General features: G+C 48.1%; 11 protein-coding genes. All 11 read left to right on the top strand.

Annotated features, from left to right (window positions below):
• Window positions 1-21: 21 nt before the first annotated feature.
• Window positions 22-1,551, top strand: a complete 1,530-nt coding sequence (gene tssC, locus ACSF8W_RS13050; protein WP_500847754.1) for a type VI secretion system contractile sheath large subunit — start codon at window positions 22-24, stop codon at window positions 1,549-1,551.
• A 12-nt stretch (window positions 1,552-1,563) separates the two neighbouring features.
• On the top strand, window positions 1,564-2,367 hold the full coding sequence (locus ACSF8W_RS13045) for a type VI secretion system accessory protein TagJ (protein ID WP_500847753.1): 804 nt from the start codon (window positions 1,564-1,566) through the stop codon (window positions 2,365-2,367).
• A 12-nt stretch (window positions 2,368-2,379) separates the two neighbouring features.
• Window positions 2,380-2,853, top strand: coding sequence for a type VI secretion system baseplate subunit TssE (tssE, locus tag ACSF8W_RS13040; RefSeq protein ID WP_500847752.1), 474 nt, complete (start codon window positions 2,380-2,382; stop codon window positions 2,851-2,853).
• Between the two features lie 2 nt (window positions 2,854-2,855).
• Window positions 2,856-4,685, top strand: a complete 1,830-nt coding sequence (tssF, locus tag ACSF8W_RS13035; protein WP_500847751.1) for a type VI secretion system baseplate subunit TssF — start codon at window positions 2,856-2,858, stop codon at window positions 4,683-4,685.
• Window positions 4,682-5,701 carry a type VI secretion system baseplate subunit TssG gene (tssG, locus tag ACSF8W_RS13030; protein WP_500847750.1) on the top strand — a complete coding sequence of 340 codons (1,020 nt, stop codon included), beginning with the start codon at window positions 4,682-4,684 and terminating at the stop codon, window positions 5,699-5,701. Before tssF ends, tssG begins: the two co-directional genes overlap by 4 nt.
• A gap of 36 nt (window positions 5,702-5,737) precedes the next feature.
• Window positions 5,738-8,338 (top strand): type VI secretion system ATPase TssH, encoded by a 2,601-nt coding sequence (tssH, locus tag ACSF8W_RS13025; RefSeq protein ID WP_500847749.1) that lies wholly within the window; start codon window positions 5,738-5,740, stop codon window positions 8,336-8,338.
• Window positions 8,339-8,583: 245 nt separating this feature from the next.
• Complete coding sequence (locus ACSF8W_RS13020; RefSeq protein WP_500847748.1) at window positions 8,584-9,063, top strand: Hcp family type VI secretion system effector; 480 nt, start codon at window positions 8,584-8,586, stop codon at window positions 9,061-9,063.
• Window positions 9,064-9,190: 127 nt separating this feature from the next.
• A complete protein-coding gene (gene tssI / locus ACSF8W_RS13015) occupies window positions 9,191-11,053 on the top strand; it encodes a type VI secretion system tip protein TssI/VgrG (protein WP_500847747.1) in 1,863 nt (620 codons plus the stop codon).
• Window positions 11,054-11,134: 81 nt separating this feature from the next.
• Window positions 11,135-12,079, top strand: a complete 945-nt coding sequence (locus ACSF8W_RS13010) for a hypothetical protein (RefSeq protein WP_500847746.1) — start codon at window positions 11,135-11,137, stop codon at window positions 12,077-12,079.
• A gap of 19 nt (window positions 12,080-12,098) precedes the next feature.
• Window positions 12,099-16,790: an RHS repeat-associated core domain-containing protein gene (locus tag ACSF8W_RS13005; RefSeq protein ID WP_500847745.1), complete on the top strand. Its 4,692-nt coding sequence runs from the start codon at window positions 12,099-12,101 to the stop codon at window positions 16,788-16,790.
• Window positions 16,791-16,807: 17 nt separating this feature from the next.
• Complete coding sequence (locus tag ACSF8W_RS13000) at window positions 16,808-17,266, top strand: SMI1/KNR4 family protein (protein WP_500847744.1); 459 nt, start codon at window positions 16,808-16,810, stop codon at window positions 17,264-17,266.
• Window positions 17,267-17,741 lie beyond the last annotated feature (475 nt).

Genomic DNA, 17,741 nt, shown 5'->3' with positions numbered 1-17,741 from the left:
GTCAGACAGGATGTCGAATACATGCAGTCAACGCTTCACTTCATTGATGCTGAGCAGCTTGCCAGTAATGATCAGACAACCAACAATGACGATGCGTGGTATGCCCAAACCGATGTAATCGATCAATTCTTAGCAAAGGATGATGACTTCTGGGCATTACGTATTTGGTTGGAGAAAGACCGTGAATTTTGTTGGTCGACCTGTACCAAAGACAGCATCCGATTGTTGTTATTACGCGCGATAAAAGCGATAGATACGCGTATTAACGATCAGGTCAATACTATTTTACACCACGACACGTTTCAAAAAATGGAAGCCAGTTGGCGTGGGTTGCTGTATTTAACCGAACAAATGTCTGAGTTTGATAATGAGCTTAGCTGTAAAATAAAAGTCCTGAATTTGACATGGAAAGAATTAAGTCGAGATATCGGTCGCGCAATTGACTTTGACCAGAGTGACTTATTCCGTCTTGTTTATAATAATGAATTAAATATGCCGGGGGGCGAACCGTTTGGTTTGTTAATCGGGGATTATCATGTTTCACATAAACCCACGGCGGGTATTCATTATAACGATATCGACACACTCAGAGGTATTTGTAATACCGCCGCGGCCGCTTTTGCACCGTTTGTGACAGGGGCTGCGCCGTCATTCTTTGGTGTGGATCATTATGCCGATTTGGCTAACGTGAATGATATTCAAGCACAGTTTTCACAAATTGAATATCGCAATTGGCGCAGTTTGCGTCAAATGGAAGATTCACGCTTTTTAGGGTTAGCCTTACCGCATGTGTTAATGCGGGCACCTTATGAGCAAGATGGCTCTCGCAGGGAAGGGTTTTACTTCAAGGAACACATTGAAGACCCGCAAAGCGATCACCTATGGGGCAATGCCGCTTATGGCTTTGCTGCGGTTGCCCTTCGGGCGTTTACCGAATCGGGCTGGTTCAGCCAGATCCGTGGGTTACAACCGAGTCAATTTAAGCGTGGCTTAGTATTTAACTTGCCGACGACGTCTTATGTGACATCACGTCGTACGCGGTTGAGTAAGCCGTCGATTGATTTACAGGTGGGCGACCGGTTAGAAAAGCAGTTATCTGACAGTGGGTTCATCCCTGTCTCACCGGTGCCTTACAGTGAGTACTTGGTGTTTTTCAGTAATGCGTCGGTCAACTTACCGAAGCATTACGATGTGCTGGGGGCGCAGGTAAATGCCCGTTTGTCCTCCATGCTGCAATATATTTTATGTGTGTCACGGTTTGCTCATTATATAAAAGTGATGGGACGTGAAAAAGTCGGGTCACACAGTACGGCAGACAGTATTGAACGTGAGTTCCAGCAATGGATTTTACAATATACCACCGCCACGGAAGATGCGTCTGATGAAGTGCGTTCGCGCTATCCGCTCAATGAAGCGCGGATTAGGGTAAAAGAAAAAGCCGGTCAGTCGGGTCATTATTATTCGATTATTCATTTACGGCCGCATTTTCAATTGGATCAAATGGTATCGAGTATCCGGTTAATTACCGAGTTGTCGTCACAAAATAATTAGGAAGGGTTATCCATGAACGCATTAAAAGCATTGTTGCAGGAAGCAAAATTATCTGAGGCAATTACTTATGTCGCTACGCAATTAAAAGACAACCCGGAAGATATTGAGTTGCGCAGCAGTTTCATTGAATTGCTTTGTATTGACGGGCAATTTGAACGTGCCGACAAACAACTGAATTTACTGATCAAGCAATACCCGGATTGCCTCGTTGGGGCGGTCAATATTCGTCAATTACTGCGTGCTGCGCAATCCCGTTTAGATTTTGAACAAGGGGCCGCTACCGCCACCTTGGTACGTGAGGTGGATGATGCGTTTTCCGCCATGCTGCAGCTGCGTTTAGCCCTGCGTGAAAAGCAGACTGAAGATGTGGTGACGTGGGCGCATCAGATAGAAGCACATCGCCAACCTGTCACGATGAATATTGATGGTCAGACGAACAGTGAACTGCGGGATCTGGACGATTCACTGGCGGGTTTCCTCGAATTATTTGGCACTGACGGTAACTATTATTTGGTCCCGTTTGATGCCGTGCAGCGATTGGAAATTTTGCCTGTCAGTTCGTTGATCGAGCAAGTCTGGCGCAAAGTGGATATCGAAATTGAGGGCGGTTTATGTGGTGAAGCCTTCATTCCTATGACTTACATCGGCAGCCAGAGTGATGCAGAAAAACTCGGCCGTGAAACGGATTGGTGTGAAGTGTTGGGCACAGAAGTGTGTGTGGGCACCGGGTTGAAAATGGTGCTGTTTGGTGAAGAGGCGTTGGTGCTCTCGCAAATAAGGTGTGCGACGACAGATAGCGCATCCACGGTGGCATAAGGTGACGGAAACATGAAAACCAGTCAGCCGTTAGTGCCTTCACTGCTTGACCGGTTACTTGATGATGCCCCTGAAAATCCGCAATCCCTATCCCGTCCGTTTACCTGGCGGGATATGCGCCATAGCGTGCGCAGAGACTTGGAAAACTTGCTTAATGCCAAAGTGCATTGGCATGTGTGGTCTGAGCATTACCCGGAGTTAGATTGCTCGTTGTTGTCTTATGGACTACCCGATTTTTCCTCCATGTCGTTGGGCAGTAAAGATGGGCGTCAAGTGCTGTGTCAGATCATTGAAAGTACGATCCGCAAGTTTGAACCCCGTTTTTCAGATGTTGCGGTATCCGTGGTGGGGGATGAACAGCCCCTTGATCGGATCTTACGTTTGCGTATCCATGCCTTATTCCATGCCACTTCGGAGCCAGAAGAGGTTATTTTTGATTCGGAAGTTGAACCCGTTTGTTTGGGCATCCGCATTAATGAGTCGTAACTATGAGTGATGAAATTCTTAAATATTACAACCGTGAGTTGGCTTATATTCGCCACTTGGGGGCGGATTTTGCCAAGCGCTATCCGAAGGTGGCAGGACGATTACGCCTGAGTGATGAGCATGTGGAAGACCCGCATGTGTCACGGTTGATTGAAAGCTTTGCGTTACTGACGGCGCAAACCCGTTATTGTCTTGATGACAGTTTTCCGGAGTTGACGGAAGCGCTATTGGGGCAGCTATACCCCGATTACCATGCCACGATCCCGTCGATGTCCATCATTAAAATGACGACGCAGAACATCAATGATAACGGTTTTTTATTGCCAAGAGGAAGCGCAGTAGAAAGCCGGGTTGAAGGGTTCAAAACCTGCCGCTTTACCACGTGCTACGACACTGAACTTTGGCCTGTGGAGGTGACACAAGCTCGGTTTGAGAATGCGCCGTTTAAAGCCCCGCAAGCGAACTTTCAAAAATCCGCCCAATCGGTACTGAAGCTGACCTTAAGCTGTGAGTTTGATAATACGCGCTTGAGTACGTTAGGGATAAACAAACTCCGTTTTTACCTGAACGGCCAGGAGCAAATTAGCTACGCGCTGTATCAACGTCTTTTTCGTTCGACCACGGGGATTGCCATTGCGCCGAAAGGGTCGAACAGTGCAACCCACTACCTACAAAGTCGCCATATTGCCGCGGTGGGGTTTGAGGATGAGCATGAAGTGGTGCCGTATCAAAAGCGGACCTTCAGTGGTTATCGGTTGTTGGTTGAGCACTTTTTGTTTCCTGAAAAATTTCTGTTTTTCGATTTGATTGATTTAGACCCCCATTGGTTGGGGGATAGCGATGAAATCGATCTCTATATCTATTTTGATGAGAGCGATGATTTTTTGCCTAAACAGGTGACAGAGGATCATGTCTTGCTCGGTTGTACGCCGATCATCAATTTGTTTTCGCAAGATCTTGAACCGATCGAGCTCAAACCCGTACAAACCGAATACCCGTTGATCCCCAATTATGGTGAAGCAGAGGTGTGTGAAGTGATACAGGTGCAGCAGGTCAGTGCACTCGATAAACATCGAAATAAGATCAACATCGCGCCTTTCTACGGCACAGGAATGGGCAATTACCTGACTGAGAATGACATGTTCTGGTCATTACGTCGTGAGCAGTCCAATTGGGCGGGCGGGCATGACGAACCGGGGTGTGAAAACTACCTGTCGATTGTTGATCCTAATGCGCGCAGTGTGGAAGTCGATGAAGCCGAACATTGGCTGGTGACCGTCAATGCCTTATGCAGCAACCGTAACTTACCCGTGCGCTTGCCCTTTGGCGGTGGACAACCAGCCATGAACATTGTGCGACGCGCCGATAAATTGAAAGAAGTACGCTGCTTAACCGCGCCGACTCAACCGGTACGCCCTCAACTGTTAGATAAAACCCGCTGGCAGTTTGCCAAGCACCTGACCTTAAATCACTTTTCCGGCGAGCAAGGGCTGGATGTATTGAAAGAAACCTTGAAACTGTACGATTTTGAGCAAACGCCACAGAGCAAGGCCTTGATAGAAGCAATCACCGATATGCGGATTCAACCGGCCAATGCGCGGGTGGTAAAGCATGGTCGTGTAGGCTTTTGTCACGGTTCCGATATTGAACTGGAGTTCAGTAGTATTGAACTGTCAGGCACCAATTTGTTTTTCTTTGGCTGTGTGCTATCGCACTTTTTCTCTCAATATACCGCCATTAATAGCTTTATCCGTTTGAGCGTGCGTTTTCGTGGGCAATCGGAACGGTTTTATCGCTGGCCAGCCAGTGCTGGGGGCAAGGCGTTATTGTGAAGATCAGCCAACTCATTAAACAGATTGACCACGATGATTTTTACCGCGCGGTGTACACCCTACAACGGGCGATGCTCGACGATCATGAAGAAAGTGAAGTGGGCACGGATACCTTGCCCGTCAATGAGCGGATCCGGTTTAAAGCGTCGCAAAACTTAGGCTTTCCCGGTGCCGCTATCGAGCAGGTCACGGAAACGCGAGGCGTTAACGGTAAGCCCCGGTTGGATGTGACCGTGAATTTTATGGGGCTAACAGGCCCAAGTGGGGTATTACCGCGTCATTACACGGAAACCGTGATGCAGCGTTCGCGCTTAAAAGACGTGGCGATACGTGAATTTTTTGACTTGTTTAATCACCGTTTGATCGCGTTGCGTTATCGCGCATGGGAAAAATATCAGCATCCCATTCAGCACGAGCGCTATCTCAACGGGCAGTCTTCTGCCATTGATACCGTGTTGCAGTCATTAACAGGGGCGACTCAGCCGCTGGATGTCTATCTGGGGGGCTTGTTTGCCAACCCAGTGCGCAACACGCAAAGTTTACGACAAGCCTTGGAAGCGATCAGTGGCTGTACGGTGACGGTGGATGAATTTGTCGGGCGCTGGATCCATTTAGAGCCGGAAGAGCAAAGCCGATTAGGCTCTGCGTTGCAGCCCGAAGGGCAACATGCCCAGCTCGGCGTCAGTTGTATGCTAGGGCAACGGTCGTGGGATTTATCGTCCGCGTTGGATATTGATATCAAAGCGAGTGATCGACAAACGGCGACGGCATTGATGAGCCGAGGGGATGTGTTCTTTACGCTGCAAAGCGTGGTGGCGCATTACGTCCCGCCGGCGATCAGTGTCGATTGGTATTTAGTGACCACGTACCAAAACCTGCCTGTTGCAAGTTTGGACGGTAAAGGGTTGGGCTTAGGGCTGGGTGGGGCATTAATGAGTAATCACCAGCTCAAGGATCAAATATTACGCATCCCGGTGGGATCGCGGAGTGAACGCATTGGAAATCACACGCGCTAAGCGTGATGCGAAGCATTGAAAATAAGGGAGTGTTCCATGTCAACAATGACGTTGAAGTCGTTAGTCGATAAATTATCGCCACAGTGTAAAAGTCAGCTTGAAGCGGCGGCAGCGTTATGTAACAGCCGCAGCCATTTTAGTGTCGAAATCCAGCATTGGTTAGCCGTGTTGGCGGATGACCAACAAGGGGATTTGGTGCGTATTACCACGCACTTTCATTTGGATTTGCCCGCGCTACAAAACGAGTTACGCCAAGGACTGGAGAAACTGAGCACGGGTAACAGCAGCACACCGGGATTGTCACCGCATATTGTCGCGTTGTTACGTGCCGCTTGGATGGCGGCCACCATTGATTTTGGTGATCCGCAGATCCGCAGTGTGCACCTGATTTATGCCCTGCTTAAAGATGACAGCTTAGCATCACTGGTGCTACGCAATGTGCGTTCACTGGGACAGATTGATCCGGCAGAGTTATTGATCAGCTGGCCTGCTATTGACGCAGAATCGGGTGAGACCTCAGCGGCCAGTGATGGCGACGCACAAGCTCAATCATCCATCAATGCGCAGGCACTGGATCAATATACGATTGATCTGACCGCCCAAGCGCGTGCGGGCGAGATTGACCCGATTTTGGGACGAGATAACGAAATTCGCCAAATGGTGGATATTCTGACCCGTCGTCGTCAGAACAACCCGATTTTAACCGGTGAAGCTGGGGTGGGGAAAACGGCCGTGGTGGAAGGGTTGGCGCAGCGGATCAGTCAAGGCGATGTGCCGGATGTACTGAAAACCGTGTCGATCCGCGTGTTGGACTTAGCGTTGTTGCAAGCCGGTGCGGGCATGAAAGGCGAGTTTGAAAACCGCCTGAAAACCATCATCAAAGAAGTAAAGGCTTCGCCGACACCGATTATTTTGTTTATTGATGAAGCGCATACCTTGATTGGCAGCGGCGGGCAAGCGGGTCAAAATGATGCCGCTAACTTGCTTAAACCCGCGCTCGCACGTGGTGAGTTACGCACCATTGCTGCTACAACGTGGGCGGAATACAAAAAATACTTTGAAAAAGATGCCGCACTCACGCGCCGCTTCCAAGTGGTGAAAGTGGAAGAGCCGGACGAAGCGACCGCCGTGGTGATGCTACGTGGGTTATTGCCGGTGATGGAAGCACACCATAACGTGGTGATCACGGATAACGCCTTACAGGCCGCCGTGAAACTGTCTAGCCGTTACATTAATGGCCGTCAACTGCCGGACAAAGCCGTGGCCTTGCTGGATACCGCCTGTGCGCGTGTCGCCATGAGCCAAGCAAGTATGCCGGGGAAAGTGGAAGATCTTACACGTCATCAGCAGCAACTGACGGATGAAATGGCGGTCCTCGAAAAAGAGCAAATCACAGGCACAGACCACAGTGAAAAGCTCCACGCCTTAACGGAAAAGCGTGAGCAAATTCGTGCTGATTTGGCACTGGCTGAAGCACAGTGGGAAAGTGAATCCGGTCTGGTTGAGCAAGCTAAAGGGTTATTGCATAGCTTGGTGGCGGCAGAGTCAGAGAACGAAGCCGACGATAAAACGCAACTGCAGAGCATTAAGCAAAGCCTTGGCGAGAACAGCGATCCGATGGTGTTCTTAGAAGTTGATGAAGTGCTAGTGGCTGAAGTGATTTCTGACTGGACGGGGATCCCGCTTGGTCGCATGCAAAGTGACGAAATCGAAAGCATTCTTACGTTAGATGCGCGCATGAAATCGCGCGTGATTGGCCAAGATCATGCACTCGATTTGATCAGTAAAGTGGCACAAACCGCCCGCGCACAACTCAGTGATGAACGTAAGCCCAACGGCGTATTCTTACTGACGGGCCCGAGTGGGGTAGGTAAAACAGAATCGGCCTTGGCTCTCGCTGAGCAGGTGTACGGCAGTGAAGATAATGTCACTGTGATTAACATGTCGGAGTTCAAAGAAGAGCACAAGGTATCGTTGTTGTTGGGCTCACCCCCGGGGTATGTTGGCTTTGGCGAAGGCGGGATCCTAACCGAAGCGGTACGCCGTAAGCCGTACAGTGTGATTTTGCTGGATGAGATGGAAAAGGCCCACCCTGGGGTGCAGGACATTTTCTATCAAGTGTTTGATAAAGGGACGATCAAAGACGGTGAAGGCCGTGATATTGACTTTAAAAACACCATCATCATCATGACATCGAACGTGGGGACAGATACCACCATCGAATTGTATGACGATGAAGAGACGGCACCGTCCATTGATGGGCTGAAAAAAGCGTTGCAGGATGACTTGTTGAAAGTCTTTAAACCGGCGTTTTTAGGTCGAATTAACGTGATCCCTTATATCCCTTTAACGCAAGATGTACTGGCCAATATTATTCATCTGCAATTAGGACGCATTGGTAAACGAGTGAAAGAGCACCATAATGCGCACTTTGAATATACTGATGAAGTTGTTAGCTACTTGAATATTAACTGTTTTGACAGTAATTCAGGTGCGCGTGCGATTCAAAATAACTTGCAAAATATCTTATTGCCTATGTTGTCAGCAGAAATACTGTCTCGACTGGCTGACAAATCTCGCTTTAATAACATATTAGTAGATATGGAAAATGGCACATACAAGGTGAATTTTCACTGAGATGTATCCGGATACATGAATAAATTGCGAGGCAATTCATAATCCGATTTTTCTTTGGTTAATTCTAGCGAATTAGTCAGGGATAATAAGTTAGGTCTAATGGTGAAGATGTCATTTTTCATTGAATACTTAGTAAGTGATTCATTAATGATAGACATCATTAGTCATCGAAATCTTGTCAGACGAAATCGTTAATGGCGACAATGCCCGCTCAGGGTAAATTATTAATGCTACAGGAGATTAGCATGCAATCGAATACTTACTTGGATTATAACGGAATTAGAGGTGAGGCGACCGCTGAAGGTTTCAAAGATAAAATCACACTATTGTCTGTTGACTGGAGCGTAGGCCGTGAAATCACGTCTTACACCGGTACGTCTCACGACCGTGAAGCCAGTGCTGCACGTCTATACGATTTGACAATCACTAAGCTGCAAGACCGTTCTTCAACGTTGCTATTCCAAGAAGCAACGATTGGTAAAGGTGTACCAGCGATTTTCTACATCACTAAGCAAGGTGATAAAGTAGAAGAAATCATGAACATCAAACTGACTGATGCCATGATCTCTAACTTCAGCGTGTCTATCCAAGACGACCGCCCAGTAGAAACGATCACCATTTCTTACACTGAAATGGTAATGACCGTGCTTCCTTCTAACGATCAGAACAACAATGATGGCCAGTTCGTTTACGGCTACAGCGGTGTGCTTGGTCAGAAAATGTAAGCAAACAAAATGGTTACGGGATAGGTTTTCTATCCCGTACTTTATGTTTATACCCAAGCACCCTCACTAAAAAACACACTGTCTTGAGGTTGTTTGGGTATAAAGCAGTGGCTTGGATAGAATACCCATGAAAAAAGCGTCACAAGATAATAACATTCTAAAAATTGAAACGCCGTTAGGCAAAGATGTTTTTCATATTACCAAAGCGGAAATCCAAGAAGGGATTTCCATGCTTTTTTCTATTCAAGCACATGTCTATACCAATGGCCAATTAATCAGTGCAAATGACATTATTGGTCAGTCAGTTTCAATTACCCTTCTTAATACCATCGACGATGCCATAGTGGAAAAATACTATAACGGTATTGTGACGGCTATTCGCTCTGCAGGCAGTCGTGTACCGTCGATGGCAGAAGGCGAAAAATATCAGGACTATGTTTTAGAGATCAGTCCGGGCTGTCAATTCCTTTCACAACGCAGTAATTGCCGTATATTTCAAAAACTCAATGTGATTGAGATTGTAAAAGGCATTTTGGCTGAGCATGGCGTGAGGGTGAAGACCCAACTTATACAGACCTACCCTATTTACGATTACAAAGTGCAGTATCATGAATCTGATCTGGATTTTGTTCACCGTTTGCTTGAGCAAGAAGGGATATTTTATTTCTTCCAGCACGAAAAAGACGCCCATTATTTGGTACTGGCCGATGATTTAACGGCGTATGCCCCCTGCGCGGAAGAGCAGGTAGCGTTTACCTCTGGCAGTTTGGCGGAATCTCATATTCACACGTGGTCAAGCGGGCTGGAAGTGGTGCCTGGCAGCAGTGTGAAACAAGGGTACGATTTCATCAAGCCAACCAGTAAGCCACAGGGGCAATGTGTGGATGCGGCGTTGGTTCCGCAGCAGGGCCAGACGGAAGTCTATGAATATTTGGCCGAGTCAGAGTTTCTGACACGGGCCACCAATGCGGCCAATATGACGGTTGATGCGCTGCAACGCGACGCGGAATTGTCCTCTGGTGGCAGTAACTGTCGCAGTTTTAATGCTGGGCAGTTTTTTACTTTCAAGTTTCATGAAGATAAGCGTTTAGAAGGGAAAAGCTTTCTGATCACCCAGCTGAATATGGAAGTGTCCATTACCAGCCAGACCGGGGCGAGCAAAAATGCTTACCAAACGGTTCAAAACCAGTTTACCTGTGTGCCGAAAGAAACCTTATACCGTCCCTTACTCTTGACGCCTAAGCCGCGTGTTTATGGTGCACAAACCGCCCGTGTGACCGGTGATGAAGGCGACGAAATCTGCATCGACAAATACGGGCGCGTGAAAGTGCTATTCCATTGGGATCGCGAAGGGGTGGCTGACAGTACCAGTTCCTGCTGGATCCGAGTGGCGCAGAATTGGGCGGGTAACCGTTGGGGCGCTTTTTTCTTCCCGCGAGTGGGGCAAGAAGTCTTAGTCGAGTTTCTTGATGGCGACCCGGACCAGCCGATCATCAGTGGTGCACTGTATAACGGGGATAATAACCCGCCTTATGATCTGCCTGCGCAGAAAACCGTGAGTGGGATAAAAAGCCGTTCAACCAAAGAAGGCAGCGACGCCAATTTCAATGAGATCCGGTTTGATGATGAAAAAGGCGCAGAGCTGTTTTACATGCATGCCGAGAAAGATCATCACACCCACATTGAAAACGATCAGCAAGTCTTAATCGAAAATGATGCGCTGCAGCACATCATGAATAATCTCACGCTGAACGTGGATAACAATGTTCAGCAAACGGTACAAAACGACCTAACTTCAACCGTGAATAACAACCAAACCGAAACTATCGGTAAAGAGTTGGTGATTGATGCGGGGAACAAAATTGTATTGAAATCCGGTGGCGCGACCATCACCTTGTCTAGCGATGGCACGGTTGATATTAAAGGTAACAGTATATCGATCAACGGTAGCACGATTGCACTTAAAGCCGGTTCTATTTCGTTGAACTAACACCACACCGATAAACAAGCATGGCGAGAAAGCCCAGCAGTATAGGATCAGATCGCAACAGCGGTAGTGAGGGCAAAGGCGATGGTGATTGAGCCACACAGCATTTGGATTGGTGACAATCACGACAGTGAACAGTTATTAGGCTTTGGCGACATGCCCGCTGAGCCGCCGCATCTTAGGATGTTGGGTGACAGCAGTTTACGGGTGTCCCCCATGATCCCGATAGCGGCAAGCCCGGTTCCCCAGCGTTTGACCGCTCTCTTGTCACATGCGCTACAAACACAATCCATTGAATGGCATGCGGCACCGGTCGTTGTGTTATTACCGCAATTAGGCAGTATTGATCAGTCACAACATCCTCTTTTGTTTGGCAGTGTCTGTGAGGCGATTCCGGCGTTGTCATCCCACCCTTCCTGTTATTTGTACCCATACGGTCGAGGCGCCATGTTATTGGCCTGGAAGCGTATTGACGCGCTATTGGCCGACCAGCCTTACGTGTGGGTATTGGCGGTGGATTGTGATCCCCGATTGTGTGAACCGCTGTCACCGCTTCTCGATGCCGATTCGGCGGATCATGTCTCAAGCATAACGGCCACAGACAGCGTCATGTTGGTAAAAGTATCGGCCGCGTCAGAAGGGTTACAGCGCGAGTGGTTTTCTTATGAAGCCCTAACCAAAGATAAAGCCACCCATACCGCACATGCGGCGGTTGGAGCCTTGTTTTCACGTTATCAACACGCCTGCGGCCTTCCTATTCATCAGTTTTACGCGCCTTATTTGGGGGGAGAGAACTGTAATGAAGAATGGGCGATGGCGTATCACCACCTAGATCGCGCCGTAGGGCGATATACCCGCTTTGTCATGAACGGCGCTGTGGTCGGTGAGTTAGGTGCGTGTTCCGGCTTATATAACCTTTTGCACTTGTATGAACGTTATCGGCGGGGGGAATACCGCCACCCCACACTGCAACTAGAGAGCTCGGAAGTGCTCTATCGCGGTGCGGCCCTCTATTCGTGGCAACCTTAGTGGATGATTGTGGAAAAACATGGACGGACTACTGCAACTAAAAGCCAATGATGGCAGAGCTTACCGATTCACGGTTGCTAAACAGGGGCGAGGCAAAGCGGTGCATTTTCACACCTTGCAGCTAGCCCGTCTGCATATCGATAAATTTTCTCGCCTACGTCCCATTCAGGGGGCCGATCTGTTGGCGGTATTAGGATTATTGGATTTTTCAGCCGAAGTGCGTGCGCGCTCAATGGGTAGCCGTGCTTTTGCCCAAGCGAAAGAAACCCTTGCCCAAGCGTTATTTGATCAAACGCTGAGTGTGTATGAGGTGCCGGTCGCTCAGCCAATGGTTGTGCACGCGCCACCGAAAGCCCCGCCTGCGCCGCGTGCGAAACGCACCGTCACGACCCAAGGGGGGCGCGATGACAGTCCGGCTGCCGGTACCGGTGAAAACAGTGTGACTGACAGCCCCGTCGCCGCTTCACCGGATGAAATGGCCTACTGTGGTGATCCGGTGTCGATGGCGACGGGAGAAGAAATCCTCACCCTGACTGATGTCGTGTTAACGGGCAGTGCGGCGATACATTGGCAGCGCACCTACCGTTCCAGCCTGAGCCAACAAAATGTGGGGTTAGGTTATGGTTGGCGCAGTAATTTTCACGGTGAGCTAACGCCTGTTACGGATGAAGATACGGGGAAAATAGCGTGGCACTTTGTCGATCATCAGGGTGACAAATTGGTTTTTCCCGCTGTGGCGGTCGGCAAGATCAGTTATCACCTGACTGCTGGTGCTAGCTTATTGCATGATGCCCCCAGCGTGTATCGCCTCACCCTTAAAAATGGCCGCCAACTGCGTTTCACTCAGCAACAAGGCCGTTGGGTGATGGATCGTATTCGTGAAAGTGAAACCCTGCAATATACGCTCAGTTATTCCAGTGGCGGGCGCTTAATTGGTATTTCTGCCAATGGGGGAGCGCAATTAGAGTTTCGCTATGATCGTGGGGGATGTTTGACGGAAGTACAGAGTCCGTCCCCCAATGCGCGCGATGAGCAAGGCCGGATCACCCACGCGGTAGTGCTCGCGCATTATCATTACAACGCGGAAGGGGATTTGTGCGAAGCGAGTAACCGTCAGCAACACGTTGAAAAATATCGCTATGACAACCACTTATTAGTTCAGCGAACCCGTCCTTCTGGTTTTCGCCATTACTTTGAATGGCAAGGGCGAGGAGCGCGTGCGAAGTGCATTGCCCAGTGGGGGGATGAAGGGCACTACCACTACCGTTTCACCTACGATGAAGCCAATCATGTGGCGATCAGTACCGATAGCTTAGGCAATGAATGGCGTTTTGAGCACAATCGTGACGGTCGCTTATTAGCCAAAGTTTCGCCGCTTGGGCACCGTTGGGCGTACCGTTACGACAGTCGATCACGCAAAGTGGCTGACATCACGCCTAGTGGTGGTGTGACGCATTTTCGGTATAACGCTTACGGCCAACTGAGTGAGCAGCAAGCACCAGATGGTGGTATCACCCGTTACCAATACAATCGCTTAGGGCAAGTCATTCAGATCACTGACGGGGAAAATCGCGTTTGGCGGAATGATTACAACAGCTTCGGGCGGTTACTGAGTCAGCAATTGCCCGGTGGCCTTGAAAAACAGTACCACTATGACCGCCACGGGCGCGTAATCCACATTGAACAATCCGACGGTCAGGATCAACGTTATTGGTGGGGGACTCAAGGTCAGCTTACTGCGCAGCAACAAGGCGAAGCAATCACCCGTTACAGCTACGATGCGTTAGGGGAAATGAACGGGATCATCAGTCCCGATGGCTGGGTCACACAGTATGAGCGTGATCGATCCGGCTTGATCGTCAAGATCAGCGAGTATCCTCATGATCAGGCCGATCAGTGTCGTCATTATTCGCTGAGTTATGATTGGGCGGGTCGCCCAATCACGATGACTGATCCCTTGGAGCGCACGCATCGATTAGCGTATGAAGGGTTGGCTCAGCCGACGCAGCATATTCGGCCTGACGGCAGCACGTTAACCTTTGGCTACGACAAAGAACGCAATCTCACCGCGATCACGCGAAGTGACGGCGTCACGTATTCATTGCAGTATGACGGTGAGGAACGGGTCACACAGACGGTTGGGTTTGATGGCCGCACCCAGCAATACCAGTATGACGGGCAGGGCAAGCTGATCAGCGTGGCGGAAAATGGCGATCGTTTTGTCCATTTACGCCGTGATGCGTGCGGACGTGTGCTTGAGCAGCGTTGCAGTGTGAATGGCTTAACTCACGCCAATCATTTTCACTATGACACCTTGGGTCGCATCAGATACGCGAATAATGCCCAGCGTAAAGTGAGCATACAGTATCACCCCAACGGGCAACCGAGTGACGTGTGGCAAGACAACTGGTGTGTAGAGCACGAGTATGACAACGCCGGTCGTCGCACAGTGACAGTATTGCCTGATCAACAACGCATCGAGTACCGCTACGATGCGCAAGGCCGCTTGATCGCCATGGCATGGCAACAACAACCGGTGTTTACGCGTCAGTTTGATAGCAGTGGTCGCGAAACGGTGCGGCAGTGGGCCAGTGGCGTGACGAGTCAGCACGTTTTTGATCGACAAGGACGACTGCAGCAACAGCGGCTCACCTCGCCGGTACACCCAGACCATCAGCGTGATTACCACTACAGCGTGGCTGACCAACTGGTGGGCATTAAAGACAGCACACGGGGTGACAGTGAGTACAGCTTTGATGTGTTGGATCAACTCACGCAGGGCGCCATGCCATTGCCGTCAGGACACGCTCAGGCAGAAACCTTGTTTGCGTTTGACAGTTTTGGTAATCCGTTACCGTGTGATGGGCAGATCCCGCGAGACCATAGCGAGGACGACACCGCGCCGCGGATCAACGTCGAACGGGATCAGTTATTACAGTGGTATGATGCCTATTTTCGGTACGACGCGTTTGGTAACCAAACCAAAACCCTTGGGCCACAAGGGAATGAGCAGCGGTGTTTCAATGGGCTCAATCAGCTCATTAGCCTCAAAAAAGCCGGAAAATACACCCAATACCATTACGATGCTTTAGGGCGACGCAGTGCCAAAATCAGCGAACGTCAGCAAATTGATTACCTGTGGGATGGCGATCAGCTCATTGGTGAACATTGCGCAGGGCAGTTTACGTGGTACCTCTATGAGCCGGGCAGTTTTAAACCCGTCGCGCTGGTGGCGAACGGGCAGGTGTATCATTACCACCTCGACCATCTCGGTACCCCGCTGACATTAACCAATTCACACGGCGAGATTGTCTGGCAAGCAGATTACAGCGTACAGGGTGTCGCGACCCCAAGCATTGCACACATATCTAACCCGCTACGCTTTCAGGGGCAGTATTGGGATGAAGAATCGGGCCTGCATTATAACCGCTTCCGCTACTACGACCCGCAAGTAGGCCGCTTCATCCATCAAGACCCCATTGGGCTACTGGGTGGTATCAATCCTTATCAATATGCCCCCAACCCCGTGCAGTGGGTGGATCCGCTGGGGTTGAGCTGTAAAGAGGGGGATATATTCGATGCACTCGATCCGAACCGATTCACTCCTAATCCCTTGCAGTGGGTTGATCCGCTTGAATTGAGTTGCAAGGGAGGGAAGAATATTTTTGATTATGCAAATCAACATCTTGTAGATAATCGAACGGATGTTGCAAATGCTGTTAACAAACTAAGTCAGCTTAACCCAGTCGGGGCTTTTGGTATAGGTGCTGGCTATGAATCCGCACTCGGGTTATCAGAGTTTCTATTGGATCCTTATGGCAATATCAGCAATGCATTCAACAGTGCTAAGGGATTAACGTCTGATTTTGTTAATGCGACATTTAATGGGGATTTTGCTGCGAAAAGTCGTTTAGGTGAAACTGGCCTTGCAATGTGGGAAGGCACGAAAGATTGGGCTTCTGAAACCATAGATCACGCAATTGCCGGTAATATGTTTGAGTTGGGTGCGAATACTGGCTCACATGTTATTGATTTAGCGACAGGTGCAAAAGCAGGATTAAAGTTAGCAACACTAGAAGTTCCTCATGGCATATTAAGTATGAATGGCGCTCGAGGTAATGCAAGAAGGACTATAGATGATAGGCTTGATAATCATGCTGTAAAATTTGATTCAGTGCTTAGTCTGGAAGGTACCAGCTTTATAGATCCTGCTGCTTTAGAAAAGTTTACTGATGGTACTAGACGTGTTCAAATATCAGATAATAACAAAGTTATTATTCAATATGGAAAAAATTCTGGTAAAGAAAAAACAATTATTCTGTCTAAGAATGCCGGTAAATCGGAAACTCGAGATGGTATAACCCTTACAAGAGATTTAAATGGATTCCCCATTTTTAATAGTAAATTTGATACTATTGTTCCTGACGAAATGTTGGGGAATAGAGATCCAGGCTCTCATTTTGAGTATGCTAACGAGAGGTTAAAAGAAGCGTTGGAGATGGATCCAACGATTGCCCAAAAAATGGGTTTAACTGACAGCCAAGTTGATCATTTTTTGAGAGATCCCGCTTATAAATCATCTCCATTTGGTTTAACATGGCATCACCATCAAGATACGGGAAGAATGCAGTTAGTGTCACAGGCGGAACATGAAGCATTTGTTCCCCATACCGGCGGAATGTCAGTATGGGGTGGTGGTTATAAAAGATAAATTTTTATGGTGATAATATGAGTGTTTCATGGCGAGTGTATGTGGAACCACCTGTAGGTGAGGCATCTTTAAGTGATTTGTATAAATTGGAGTCTATCCTTGCAATAAGACTTCCACAAGATTACAAAGATACGGTTAAATATAATCAAGGTAAATCTCCAAACAAAGAGATTGTAACAAGTGGAGAATTGCAATCATCACCATTTGGACCTCTGTACCACATCTTGGAAGTTAGTATAGAAGACCAAAAGTTTTATAGTGTGATTGAAAAATGGAAGAAATGGTCTGAAATATATAATGATCTGATTCCAATAGCTTCTAGTGGTGGTGGTGGGTGTTTTTTTGCGTATGATTATAGAAACTGTGATGAAAATCCACCGATTGTATTTGTTGATGTTGAAGAAGATATTGATAGTGATGAATCGATATTATTTGTTTCACAATCATTATCTGATTTAATAAATAATTTGGCATGAAAAACAGTTAATGTTAAATTAATATGACGGGTGTTTTCAATTAAGAGGACACCCATATTTTTTTGTGTTCTAGGTTGTGTTACTTAATTTATTTTTAATTATGAGTAGGGCTATTAGTCGTTCTAATCTATTTAATTAATACTCCTGATAACATTAATAATTGAACTAAAAATGGCTAATTTTCAATTTCAGGACACAGCATAGAATTTTTTAGCTGGGGCCAATCATGAAGTTTCTATTATGCCAAAGACAAGAAAGCAACACCGTACTATTCGCTGTGTGCGGCGTTCATTGTTATGTGGTAAAGGCCTGTTAACTGGAATGTGCTATGGAGATCGCCTTGGCCAGCAACAAGTGGAAAAGGTAAACACCAATCGAAAAGTGCTAAAGGTAGTGTGAGAAATCTGATATACCATCCTTTATCAACTAGCCAAGTGTCTAGGGTTTGTCATGTCTGACATTGATAGATAAAGTA

This window comes from Photobacterium sp. 270122K, from assembly GCF_059941365.1.
The sequence above is the reverse complement of the archived record's forward strand: the minus strand, read 5'-3'. Positions and strand labels throughout refer to the sequence as shown.